This window comes from Pseudomonas asplenii (genome assembly GCF_900105475.1).
In the GTDB taxonomy this organism is placed as follows: domain Bacteria; phylum Pseudomonadota; class Gammaproteobacteria; order Pseudomonadales; family Pseudomonadaceae; genus Aquipseudomonas; species Aquipseudomonas asplenii.
In genome coordinates this window covers 2,946,294-2,958,568 of sequence record NZ_LT629777.1, presented here as the reverse complement: position 1 = coordinate 2,958,568, position 12,275 = coordinate 2,946,294, and the positions used below count along the sequence as shown (strand labels likewise).

Genomic DNA, 12,275 nt, shown 5'->3' with positions numbered 1-12,275 from the left:
CGCCGACCAAGCGCACCGTAAAGCCGTACAACACACAACGAATTCGGTAAGGCTGAATCAGTCCAGCAGGGCCAGCGCCTCGGCGGTGCACTCCTGGATACGGCTCCAGTCGCCGTTCTTGATCCACTCCGGGTCGAGCATCCAGCTGCCACCCACGCACATGACGTTTTTCAGCGCCATGTAGCTCTTGATATTGCCCGGACCGACACCGCCGGTCGGGCAGAATTTCACTTCGCCAAACGGACCACCGAGCGCCTTGATCGCCGCCACACCACCGCTCACTTCGGCCGGGAACAGCTTGAAGCGGCGATAGCCGAGGGCATAACCCTCCATGATTCCGGAGGCGTTGCTGATGCCCGGCAACAGGGGAATCGGGCTGTCGACACTCGCCTCGAGCAGATCGCGGGTAATGCCCGGGGTGACGATGAACTGCGAACCTGCCGCCTCTGCCGCCGCCAGCATCTGCCGATCGAGCACGGTACCGGCACCGGTCACCAGTTCCGGACGCTGTTCGCGCAGGATCTCGATGGCCTTGAGGCCGAACTGCGAACGCAGGGTTACTTCCAGCGCAGTCAGACCGCCGGCGGCCAGGGCATCGGCCAGTGGCAGCACGTCCTGTTCGCGAGCGATGGTAATGACCGGCAGGATCCTGGCGCGGGTGCACAACTCATCGATCAGGGCGACCTTGTCTACCATGGAGACGGTCGGGGCATTTTTTGTCATAGCGGCTGATCCTTGGCTCATGGGCACCAGTAAATCTCTAGGGGGGGTTGCAGAAACGCGCGAACCGGCATGGCGGCGAAGTCGTCGCCCGCCAACGCAGCGTTCAGGGTGGTCAGTTTCGACTGACCGGAAATTGCCAATACGGTAAAGGTCGCCGAAGCCAACAGGGCCCGACTCATGCTCAGCCGCTGGTGGGGCACGGTCGGCGCCAGCATCGGCCAGACTCGCCGGCTGCCGTCCACCTGCAACGCAGCCGACAGGTTCGGGCTGTCCGGGAACAGCGAAGCGGTATGGCCGTCATCGCCCATGCCCAGTACCAGCACGTCGATGTCCGGCAATTCGGCCAGGAACTGATCGGCATGCTGCGCCGCTTCGTCCAGATTGGCCGCGGCGTTGTACAAACCGATAAAGCGCGCCTTGGCGGCCGGTCCCTGCAGCAGATAGCGCTTGAGCAGCCCGGCATTGCTGTCGGCATGCTCGACCGGAACCCAGCGCTCGTCAGCCAGGCTGATCACGACCTTGCTCCAGTCCAGGTCCTGTTTCGCCAGGTTCTGGAAAAACGCCACCGGACTGCGCCCGCCGGAGACCACCAGGGTTGCCACGCCACGCGCGGCAATCGCCGTGCGCAACTGCTGCGCGACCGCCTGGGCCTGGCCTTCGGCCAACAGCGTCGGCGTGCGGAACTCGCGTACCGTCACGCCCTCGGGCAGTTTCAACTCAGATATCGCCATACCACGACCTCCCATCCCGCGTGATCAGTGCAATAGAGCTCATCGGCCCCCAGGACCCGGCAGCGTACGGCTTGGGCGCATCGCCCGACTTTTTCCAGCCAGCGATCAACTGGTCGCACCACTTCCACGCGGCTTCGATCTCGTCTTTACGAACAAACAGGTTCTGGTTGCCGTGCATCACTTCCAGCAGTAGACGCTCGTAGGCATCCGGAATCCGTGCACTGTGGTAGGTGTCGGAGAAATTCAGTTGCAACGGCCCACTGCGCAGTTGCATGCCCTTGTCCAGGCCCTGGTCCTTGGTCATCACCCGCAGGGAAATACCTTCGTCCGGTTGCAGGCGGATGATCAGCTTGTTGCTGATCTGCAGGCGTTGCTCAGGGGCGAAAATGTAGTGCGACGGTTCCTTGAAGTGGATGACGATCTGCGACAACTTCTGCGGCATGCGTTTGCCGGTGCGCAGATAGAACGGCACACCGGCCCAGCGCCAGTTGCGGATGTCGGCACGCAGCGCGACGAAGGTTTCGGTGTCGCTCTGGGTGTTGGAGTTCTCTTCTTCCAGGTAGCCCGGCACGGACTTGCCTTCGCTGTGTCCGGCAATGTACTGGCCACGCACCACCTGGGTGGTCAAACCTTCCGGACTGATCGGCGCCAGGGCCTTGAGCACCTTGACCTTCTCGTCGCGGATGCTGTCGGCGGAAAGATCCGCCGGTGGGTCCATGGCGATCAGACACAGCAGTTGCAGCAAGTGGTTCTGGATCATGTCGCGCAACTGGCCGGCCTTGTCGAAATAGCCCCAGCGGCCTTCGATGCCGACCTTCTCGGCAACGGTGATTTCCACGTGGGAAATATAGTGCTGGTTCCACTGGGTCTCGAACAGGCTGTTGGCGAAACGCAAGGCGATCAGGTTTTGCACGGTCTCCTTGCCCAGGTAGTGGTCGATGCGATAGGTGCGGTTCTCCGGGAAGAACTGCGCCACCGCGTCGTTGACCTTGCGCGAGGATTCCAGGTCCGAGCCGATCGGCTTCTCCAGGACCACTCGGGTATTTTCGGCCAGGCCGACCTTCGCCAGGTTCTCGCAGATCGCGCCGTACACCGCTGCCGGTGTGGCGAAATAGGCAATCAGCTGTTCGTTACGACCGACGGTATCGGCCAAGGCCACGTAATCGTCGGCCTTGAGGAAGTCCACGTGCAGGTAGCTCAGGCGCCCGAGGAAACGCTCGACAACCGCCTCGTCGATTTCCTTCGCCTCGACGAACTCACGCAGCTCGCTGGCAATGGTTGCCAGGTGCTCGTCGACACTGCCGGCTTCGCGGGCCAGGGCGAGAATTCGCGTGTCCTCGTGCAGCAGACCCGCGCCATCCAGGTGATACAAGGCAGGAAACAGCTTGCGCAGGGCGAGGTCGCCAAGGGCGCCGAACAAGGCAAAGGTGCACGGTTCAACCGTTATCGAAGGCATGATGTTTGTTCTTTTATCAAGTTAAACGATAAATACCTTTTTTCTAGGCATCACTCAAGGAAAAAATGTAGTAATAACTACAACATTTCTTCAAAATCACGATTGCGAGTGGTGGTCCACAAGCACCATCAGTAGGATAGGCCACCGCCGAGAGCTGCCAAAGCACGTTCTCCCTAGCATCGCAGAACCAAGGAACACCCACATGGACCGCGTGCGAAATTTGCTGGAACAGATCCAGAACCGCCTCGAAGACCTGAACAAGGCCGAGCGCAAAGTCGCCGAAGTCATCCTGCTCAACCCACAGCAGGCGACCCGCTACAGCATCGCCGCCCTCGCCCAGGCGGCCTCGGTCAGCGAACCGACGGTCAACCGTTTCTGTCGTTCGTTCGATGTCAGCGGCTATCCGGAACTCAAGCTGCAACTGGCGCAGAGCCTGGCCAGCGGCGCGGCGTATGTCAGCCGTGCGGTGGAGGCCGATGACGCCGCCGACGCCTACACACAGAAAATCTTCGCCAGCGCCATCACCTCACTGGACAGCGTCTGCAAGGTGCTGGACCCGGATCTGGTCAATCGCGCCGTCGACCTGTTGACCCAGGCCCGACAGATCCACTTCTTCGGCCTCGGTGCCTCTGCGCCGGTGGCCATGGACGCCCTGCACAAGTTCTTCCGTTTCAACATTTCGGTCACGGCCCATGCCGACGTGCTGATGCAACGGATGATCGCCTCGGTGGCCCATACCGGCGAACTGTTCGTGATCATTTCCTACACCGGCCGCACGCGCGAACTGGTGGAGGTGGCGCGCATCGCCCGGGCCAACGGCGCTTCCGTACTCGGGCTGACGGCGGCCGGTTCGCCCCTGGCCAAGGCCAGCACCCTGAGCCTGAACATTCCGCTGCCCGAAGACACCGACATCTACATGCCGATGACTTCGCGAATCGTCCAGTTGACCGTGCTCGACGTACTGGCAACCGGCATGACCCTGCGCCGTGGCGTGGATTTCCAGCCACACCTGCGCAAGATCAAGGAAAGCCTCAACGCCAGCCGTTATCCGGTAGGCGACGAGTACGACTGACCACTCTGCCGCGGGTCCCCTGGGTCACCTCACCGGGGCGAGCGGACTTATTGTGCTGAGCGGGCCTGCAGACTCAGGTGCGCCCGCTCTCCCGGGGCCAGGCACAGACTGTCGGTGCCGCCACTCGCCGCCTCGACGCAGACAAACCCCGTCACCTCGCTCCAACTCACCCCCAGCAATGGCCGCGGCCCCGGATGCCAGACCACGGTATCGGCGCTGTTACCGGTATCGATGCACAACTCACGCTGCCAGGCATGATCCTTGAGGTGCAACTCGCCCTCATGCTGGAACACCCGCTGACAGCCCCCCTCGACCCGCAACTCGCCCTGCTGTTGGCAAACCTGGCGGTTCAACTGGTCGTACCCCTGGGCGCCATCCAGCCCAGACAGCGCTACCTCACCCACGTCACCAATACGCCAATAGGCGTGCAAGGCATGACTCAACTGGCAAGGTTCACTGTCCTGGTGCTCGGTGCTCAAGCGCAGATCCATGCTTTCACCGAGGCAGGCGTGCAGGTCGACCTGCCAATCGCACAATTGCAAGCGCCAGTGCAGGCTGACCCCTTGTTCATCGGAACTGCTCTGCAACAGCTTCCAGTCGATCAGCCGCGCCCAACCATGGGACGGCCAGGCATTCTCGCTTGGATGACGGCCATACCACGGCCAGCACACCGGTACGCCACCGCGAATCGCCCCGACCTGCGGCCACTTCGCCGCACACCACAACCAGGGCTTCTGCCCGCGAGGTTGAAAATGCAGCAATTGCGCGCCCTGGCGGCTGAACACCGCCTGACACAGCGGGTGGTCGATCACCAGCACTTCGCGCTGTTGAAAGCGCTCCCACTGGAACACCGGCTGTTCGCGCCGGGATTTGAAGAAACGTTGTAACGGTTGTTCGTGCATGTGCCGCGAATCCTGGAATCTCTATCGTCGGGAAGCCAACGCCTCCACAGGCGCAAAAAAAAGCGGACGGTCAGGTCGACCATCCGCAAGATGCGCACATAGAGAGAGAGCTTATCAGCCGAGGTCTCAGAAGACCGACTGAATTTTCAGACCAGCCACCAGGGCGTTGTCGACTTGATCCACACCACCAGGATGGGTGATGTACTGCAGGTTCGGACGCACGGTCAGCCAGTTGGTGACATGGAAGCCGTAGTTGATTTCGTAGTTGTACTCGGTGTCGCGCAGTGGCGAGTACAGCGGGTTGTCGTAGTCACTGACACCAATGGCTGCGTTGGCCAGCTCGGCATTTTTCTTCACGTCATCGTTGACATGGATACGGGCGAAACCGATACCGATGTCATCCTTGGGACGTGCGTCGAACGGCCCCTTGTACACGAACATCAGCGACTGGTAGTTGTCGACGACGTTGGTGTCCTTGTCGTGGAAGGTCGCGTTGGCCGCAACGTTCAGACCGCGCGAAGCATCGCCGTTGTGGGTGGTGAGCTGCTGTTGGGCAACGAACCAGTAGCCGTGCTTGCTGTCATGAACACGATAGGCACTGCCGCTCGACGCGGCATCGCCACCATTGACGTCCTCACGCACGTCGTTGGCTGGAGCGGTGCTCTTGTAGTAACCGACACGGTATTCGCCCGGCAGGTTGTTGACCTTCGGCGACCAGACCAGTTCGACCGGCAGCACGGTACCCTTGGTGCCACTGCCGCTGAGCTTGAAGCCGTTGCCATGTTCGAGTTGCGACGGGTTCTGGTTGTACGCACCGATCTGCGCATACAGCTCGGGGGTGATGTGATACTTCACGCGCAGAGCCGCCTGGCTGACCGGCCAGTTGTACCAGATGCCGGTGGCCCAGTTACCCGCTTGCGAGCCGCAGAACGCCAGGTTCTGGAATTCGCAGGGGAAGGTGTTGAAGTCTTCGCCTTCACCGAAGTAACCGGCCTTGACGTCCAGCTTGCCGTCGAGGAACTGGTGCTGAATCCACAATTGGGTCAGGCGGACCATGTGACCACGGCCGTAGACTTCCTGGGAAGAACTCAGGGTACCGGCACGCGGATCACCGACACGGTCGTTGGAGATGTTCTGGCCGTTACGGTTGGTCAGCTGGATCTTGGCCTGGGTGTTATCCCAGCCCCACAGTTTTTGCAGATCCAGCGCCACACCCAGACCAAACTGGTCGGCGTAACGCGCGGTCTTGTCGTTGTTGTAGCCACCGTGCAGGTTGCCACCGACTTCACCGACGTAGTCGGCCTTGATGTCGATACCTTGTTCGATGAGCTTGGTACGCTCACCCCCCCAGTCTCCGGTCATCCATTTGGAATCGGCGCTGAAGGCCTCGTCAGCCATGGCATGGCCTGCCATGACCAACGCTGCCGCCGCTGACAATTGGCAGATCAGACGGATATTCGTATTGCTCTTTTTCATCCCTACATCCTCGTCTTTATTTTTATTAACAGTTTTTATTGAACGTGGTTTACATCGATTGCGACGGGCGACGTAAGCCGCCCATCCTGAACTCAGCGGCCCTTGAACTGCGCCACGTTGTCACCGAGAGCCAAAGGCTGGGACTGCCCAGCCCGCCCCAGGCGTTCGCCGGTTGCGGCGTCGAACAGCAACACCTTGGCCGGGTCGAATTGCAGGGTCAGGGTCTCACCCACCTGTGGCGCCACGTCCGGCGCCAGGCGGCAACAGACCTTGCTGTCGTTGAGCGTGACGAAGACCAGGGTGTCGGGACCTGTCGGCTCGGTGACCTGGACCTCGGCACGAATGCTCGGCAGGCCGGTGTCGCCGCTGGCCAGCAAAATCTGTTCGGGACGCAGGCCCAGGACCACTTCACGGTCTTCGAGACCGGCATCGCTGGTGTTCAGCGGCAATTCGCAACGTGCCTGACCACTGTCGAGCAGCGCCACCAGGCGACCGTCCTTGCGCTGCAGGCGCAGCGGAATGAAGTTCATCGGCGGCGAGCCGATGAAGCTGGCAACGAACTGGTTGGCCGGGTCGTTGTAGATCTGCTTCGGGGTACCGAACTGCTGGATGATGCCGTCCTTCATCACCGCAACCTTGTCGCCCAGGGTCATTGCCTCGATCTGGTCGTGGGTGACGTAGACGGTGGTGGTTTTCAGGCGCTGATGCATCAGCTTCATTTCGGTACGCATCTCGACCCGCAGCTTGGCATCGAGGTTGGACAGCGGTTCGTCGAACAGGTAGATCTTCGGCCGCCGCGCCAACGCCCGGCCCATTGCCACGCGCTGCTGCTGTCCACCGGAGAGCTGGCCCGGCTTGCGGTTGAGCAGGTGTTCGATCTGCAACAGCTTGGCGACACGCGCCACTTCCTCGTCGATGGCCGACTGGCTCATCTTGCGGATTTTCAGGCCGAATTCGATGTTCTCGCGCACGCTCATGGTCGGGTACAGCGCATAGGACTGGAACACCATGGCGATGTCACGATCCTTGGGGCTCATGCCGCTGACGTCCTGGTCGCCGATCATGATCGCGCCGCCGGTGATGCTCTCAAGACCGGCGATGCAGTTCATCAGGGTCGACTTGCCACAACCCGAAGGCCCGACAAGGATCAGGAACTCACCGTCCTTGATCGACAGTTCGATGTTCTTCAGGGTGTCCGGCAGGCCGGCGCCATAGGTCTTGTTTACGTTGCGAAGTTCGAGCGTTGCCATGATTACCCCTTGACTGCGCCGGCCGTCAGCCCGCGCACGAAATACTTGCCTGCGACCACATAGACCAGCAGGGTCGGCAGCCCGGCGATCATCGCCGCCGCCATATCAACGTTGTATTCCTTGACCCCGGTGCTGGTGTTGACCAGGTTGTTCAGCGCCACCGTGATCGGCTGCGAATCACCGCTGGAGAACACCACGCCGAACAGGAAGTCGTTCCAGATCTGAGTGAACTGCCAGATCAGGCAGACCATGATGATCGGGGTCGACATCGGCAGGATGATCCGCCGGAAGATGGTGAAAAAGCCCGCGCCGTCCAGGCGTGCCGCCTTGACCAAGGCATCGGGGATGCTCACGTAGTAGTTGCGGAAGAACAGCGTGGTGAAGGCCAGGCCATACACCACGTGAACGAACACCAGGCCGCTGGTGGTGCTGGCCAGACCCATCTTGCCGAGGGTGAACGAGGCCGGCAGCAACACGGTCTGGAACGGCAGGAAGCAGCCGAACAGCAGCAGCCCGAAGAACAGCTGCGAACCGCGAAAGCGCCACATCGACAGCACATAGCCGTTCAACGCACCGATGGCAGTAGAAATCAGCACCGCCGGGACGGTGATCTTGATCGAGTTCCAGAAGTAGCCGTTGACCGTGGCCCAGGCCTTGATCCAGCCGATGTCGGTGAACACCGTCGGCCAGCTCAGCAGGTTGCCGGTGCTGATGTCGTCCGGCGACTTGAAGCTGGTCAGCAGCATCACCACCAGCGGCACCAGGTACAGCAGCACGGCGATGATCAGCACCGCGTAGATAGCAATGCGGCTCAGGCTGAGGGAAGGTTTGGCGGTGAGACTAGTCATGACGCTTGGTCCTCAGCTCGGAGTACAGGTAAGGCACGATGATCGCGAGAATCGCACCGAGCATCAGAATCGCACTGGCCGAGCCCATGCCCATCTGGCCGCGACTGAAGGTGAAGGAATACATGAACATCGCCGGCAGGTCGGACGAGTAGCCAGGACCGCCAGCGGTCATCGCCGCCACCAGGTCGAAGCTCTTGATCGCGATGTGCGCCAGGATCATCACCGCACTGAAGAACACCGGACGCAGGCTGGGCAGCACCACTTTCCAGTAGATCTTCGGCATGCTCGCGCCATCGATCTGGGCCGCACGGATGATCGACTGATCGACCCCGCGCAGACCGGCGAGGAACATCGCCATGATGAAGCCCGAGGCCTGCCAGACCGCAGCGATCACCAGGCAGTAGACGACACGGTCGGGGTCGATCAGCCAGTCCAGGCGGAAGCCTTCCCAGCCCCAGTCGCGCAGCAGTTTGTCCAGGCCCATGCCCGGGTTGAGCAACCACTTCCAGGCGGTACCGGTGACGATCATCGACAGCGCCATCGGATACAGGTAGATGGTGCGGATGAAACCTTCGCGGCGGATACGCTGGTCGAGGAACACCGCCAGCATCACACCAATCACCAGGGTGATGCCAATGAACATGCCACCGAACAGCGCGAGGTTCTTGCTCGCCACCCACCAGCGGTCGTTGTCGAACAGCCGCGCATATTGCGCCAGACCCACCCATTTGTAGGTCGGCAGGAAAGTCGAGTTGGTGAACGACAGGATGAACGTCCACAGGATGTAGCCGTAGAAACCCACCAGCACGATGAACATGCTCGGCGCCAGCACCAGCTTGGGTAGCCAGCGTTGCAGGAAATCGAACGGCGAGGCCTTGCTGAACGTAGCAACAGAGCTCATGGGAAAATCCAGTACAAGAAATAGGAACTACATCAACCTCTCTCTGCAGGAGCAGGGCTTGCCCGCGAAAGCGCCGGATCAGACGACTCACTCGTTGACTGACATACCGCTTTCACGGGCAAGCCACGCCCCTACAAAGGTGGGCGTTTACTTGGCGGACTTGACCGCCGCACCGAGTTTCTTCGCCGCATCAGCCGGATCGGCTTTCGGGTCGTTGATGTAGTTGGTCACGACGTCGAAGAACGCACCCTGTACGGCCAGCGTGGTCGCCATGTTGTGCGCCATGCTCGGCTGCAGGCCGCCATTCTTGGCATCCGCCAGGAAGTCCTTGGCAGCGGTCTGCGCGCAGGAGTCGAAGCCATACTTGGTCATGTCGGCCAGCATGTCGTTACGCACCGGGATCGAGCCCTTGTTGATGCTGAAGACCTTCTGGAAGTTCTCGCCCAGTACAATCTTGGCGATGTCCTGCTGGCCGGCAGCCGTACCTTTGTCCTTCTGCTTGAACACCGCCAGGGAGTCGATGTTGTAGGTGAAGGCCTTGTCGGTACCCGGGAAGGCAACGCACTGGTAATCCTTGCCGGCGACTTTCTTGGCGGCGGTCCATTCGCTCTTGGCCCAGTCACCCATGATCTGCATGCCGGCCTTGCCGTTGATGACCTTGGCCGCTTCCAGGTTCCAGTCCTGGCCCTTGCCGTCGACGTCCATATAGGTCGCGACTTTCTTCAGTTCGGTCAGCGCCTTGACCATTTGCGGGCCGGTCAGGGTTGCGTTGTCCAGGTCAACCAGGGCTTTCTTGTAACCGTCGACGCCCATCACGGAAAGCACCACCGCTTCGAACACGGTGCTGTCCTGCCAAGGCTGGCCACCATGGGCCAGAGGAATGAAACCGGCAGCCTTGAGCTTGTCACCTGCGGCGTAGAATTCCTCGAGGGTGGTCGGTGCCTTCTCGATACCGGCTTTCTTGAAGACCTCGGGGTTGATCCACAGCCAGTTGACGCGGTGGATGTTCACCGGCACGGCTACGTAGTCGCCTTCATACTTCACGGTGTCGGAGACTTTCTTGTCGAGCAGGCTGTCCCACTTCTCTTGCTTGGCGACATCCTTGAGGACGTCGGTGTCGAGCAGGCCGGTGGATGCCCACTCCTGAATGTCGGGGCCCTTGATCTGGGCGACAGCAGGCGGGTTGCCGGCTACGGCGCGGCTCTTGAGTACGGTCATGGCTGTGGCACCGCCACCGCCGGCGACAGCGCCGTCTTTCCAGGTGAAACCGTCTTTTTCTACCTGGGCCTTGAGGACATCGACCGCAGCTTTTTCACCACCGGACGTCCACCAGTGAACCACTTCCACACTCCCTTTGGAGTCGGCAGCCAGTGCGCTGAGCGGGAACAACGAGGCGAGGGAAATCACTGCGGCGAGGCGAGAAATCGAATTCATCTGAAGTACCTTTCTTGTTGTTATGCATGCAAGTCTGGTGCTTGCGCTGCAACGGATTCTAGTAAAGGCGCATGCCTTCGCAGGTAACGAAGGGACGCGCGAATGTCACTGCATGGTTACATAGGCCAAGCCCATGGCTCAGACTCCGGCTTCCTCGGCAAAGTGCCGAGCCAGAGCGCTCGCCAGACTTGTCGCCAGTGGCATGCAGGGTAACAGGAGTGCCTGGTAGGCATGATAGAGGTCGGGCTTGCCGCCCCAGATCCTGGCGCTGGGCCGATTGTGCTCGTCCAGTTCGTGATGCCAGCTGCCGTATAGCCGGTCGATGAAATGCAGCTCGTTGAAGTCCCAGAAACGTCGGTACCAGGTTTCGTACTGCTGCTCTCGCGTGCGCCGCAACAGGGCTGCCGCCGTCGCGCTGGCTTCGCAATGCACCCAGTGCAGACGCTCGCGCACCACCGGGCGATTGTCCCAATCCAGGGTATAGACCAGCCCCGGTCGGCCATCGGCGTTCCAGGCATGGCAACAGGCACCGGCAAACAATTGGCGGGCGTCTTCCAGCAGCCAGTCTGGCGTGAGCAGTCCCACTGCATCGCGAGCCGCCTCGAGATGCAGCAGCAACCTGGCCCACTCGAAGGCGTGTCCCGGCGTCGTGCCGTAAGGACGGAAACCGTCCGCCGGGTTATCCTGGTTGTATTCGCGCAACGGCTGCCAATCCCGGTCGAAGTGCTCGATGACGGTGAAGCCGTTACCTCCCGCCTGCTGGTGAATCACCCGTTCGACGATACGCAATGCGCGATCCAGCCAGCGACTGTCGCCGGTGACATCGGCCAGGGCCAGGAATGCCTCGGTGCCATGCATGTTGCTGTTGGCACCGCGATAGGCTTCCTCGTTGCTCCAGTCACGCGCGAAGGACTCGCGTAGCGCGCCCTCCTCTTCGCTCCAGAAATGCGTGTCGATCACCCGGATCGCTTCGGCCAGCAGGTCTTGGGCTTGCGCGCAGCCGGCGACCACCGCCGAACTCGCGGCGAGGGCGACAAAGGCATGCAGATAGGCAGCCTTGCCACGGTTGCCATCACGGTGTTCCGGCGCCGCGTACCAGCCACCGAAGGTTGCATCACGCAGCGGGCCCCAGAGCGCGGCAACACCATGTTCGACCAGCGGCAGGCAGCCAGGAATGCCCTGGATATGGGCCATGGCAAAACAGTGGGTCATGCGGGCAGTATTCATGGTTTCGGCCATGGCCTGAGCGGGCAGGCGACCCTGCCCGTCGAGATTGCCGAACCCTTCATCGAGCCGGGCGGCCCTGGCGAACGCCAACAGGCGCTGTCCTTCGGCCATCAACCAGGCTCTGTGGGCAGAAGCGTTCAGCCAGCTGCCGAACGAAAATTCAAGGCTGTCGCCCGTCATGCTCTTCACCTTTATTGTTATTCAGGAGCGTATTCAGGAGCAGGTCACTGGCCTGTCGTGCTGCGGATTCTAACC

The 12,275-nt window shown here is 61.1% G+C and carries 11 protein-coding genes; 1 reads left to right on the top strand and 10 read right to left on the bottom strand.

The window, feature by feature from the left end; translation table 11 throughout:
- Positions 1 to 57 precede the first annotated feature (57 nt).
- The 3 genes from BLU37_RS13525 to zwf are packed head-to-tail and all read right to left on the bottom strand — an operon-like array spanning position 58 to position 2,910.
- Positions 58 to 723 (bottom strand): bifunctional 4-hydroxy-2-oxoglutarate aldolase/2-dehydro-3-deoxy-phosphogluconate aldolase, encoded by a 666-nt coding sequence (locus BLU37_RS13525; protein ID WP_090205618.1) that lies wholly within the window; start codon positions 721 to 723, stop codon positions 58 to 60.
- Positions 724 to 740: 17 nt separating this feature from the next.
- Positions 741 to 1,454: a 6-phosphogluconolactonase gene (pgl, locus tag BLU37_RS13520; RefSeq protein ID WP_090205615.1), complete on the bottom strand. Its 714-nt coding sequence runs from the start codon at positions 1,452 to 1,454 to the stop codon at positions 741 to 743.
- Positions 1,441 to 2,910, bottom strand: a complete 1,470-nt coding sequence (gene zwf, locus BLU37_RS13515; protein WP_010448678.1) for a glucose-6-phosphate dehydrogenase — start codon at positions 2,908 to 2,910, stop codon at positions 1,441 to 1,443. Before zwf ends, pgl begins: the two co-directional genes overlap by 14 nt.
- A 211-nt stretch (positions 2,911 to 3,121) precedes the next feature.
- On the opposite strand from zwf, the gene BLU37_RS13510 reads away from it, so the two are divergent.
- A complete protein-coding gene (locus tag BLU37_RS13510; protein ID WP_172833103.1) occupies positions 3,122 to 3,982 on the top strand; it encodes a MurR/RpiR family transcriptional regulator in 861 nt (286 codons plus the stop codon).
- A 47-nt stretch (positions 3,983 to 4,029) separates the two neighbouring features.
- Here the strand turns inward: BLU37_RS13510 and BLU37_RS13505 are convergent, their stop codons facing one another.
- The 7 genes from BLU37_RS13505 to BLU37_RS13475 all read right to left on the bottom strand — a co-directional run bounded on the left by BLU37_RS13505 (position 4,030) and on the right by BLU37_RS13475 (position 12,200).
- Entirely contained in the window at positions 4,030 to 4,884 is an 855-nt protein-coding gene (locus BLU37_RS13505) for a D-hexose-6-phosphate mutarotase (protein ID WP_090205608.1), read from the bottom strand.
- Between the two features lie 126 nt (positions 4,885 to 5,010).
- Positions 5,011 to 6,360 (bottom strand): carbohydrate porin, encoded by a 1,350-nt coding sequence (locus BLU37_RS13500; RefSeq protein WP_010448683.1) that lies wholly within the window; start codon positions 6,358 to 6,360, stop codon positions 5,011 to 5,013.
- Between the two features lie 92 nt (positions 6,361 to 6,452).
- Positions 6,453 to 7,610, bottom strand: a complete 1,158-nt coding sequence (locus BLU37_RS13495; protein ID WP_090205604.1) for an ABC transporter ATP-binding protein — start codon at positions 7,608 to 7,610, stop codon at positions 6,453 to 6,455.
- Positions 7,611 to 7,612: 2 nt separating this feature from the next.
- Positions 7,613 to 8,458, bottom strand: a complete 846-nt coding sequence (locus tag BLU37_RS13490) for a carbohydrate ABC transporter permease (protein ID WP_090205602.1) — start codon at positions 8,456 to 8,458, stop codon at positions 7,613 to 7,615.
- The gene (locus BLU37_RS13485) at positions 8,451 to 9,359 is read right to left on the bottom strand and encodes a carbohydrate ABC transporter permease (RefSeq protein ID WP_010448688.1); all 909 of its coding nucleotides are present in this window, start codon (positions 9,357 to 9,359) and stop codon (positions 8,451 to 8,453) included. Before BLU37_RS13485 ends, BLU37_RS13490 begins: the two co-directional genes overlap by 8 nt.
- 147 nt (positions 9,360 to 9,506) lie before the next feature.
- The gene (locus BLU37_RS13480; protein WP_010448691.1) at positions 9,507 to 10,793 is read right to left on the bottom strand and encodes an ABC transporter substrate-binding protein; all 1,287 of its coding nucleotides are present in this window, start codon (positions 10,791 to 10,793) and stop codon (positions 9,507 to 9,509) included.
- A gap of 138 nt (positions 10,794 to 10,931) precedes the next feature.
- Positions 10,932 to 12,200: a D-mannose isomerase gene (locus tag BLU37_RS13475; RefSeq protein ID WP_090205599.1), complete on the bottom strand. Its 1,269-nt coding sequence runs from the start codon at positions 12,198 to 12,200 to the stop codon at positions 10,932 to 10,934.
- Positions 12,201 to 12,275 lie beyond the last annotated feature (75 nt).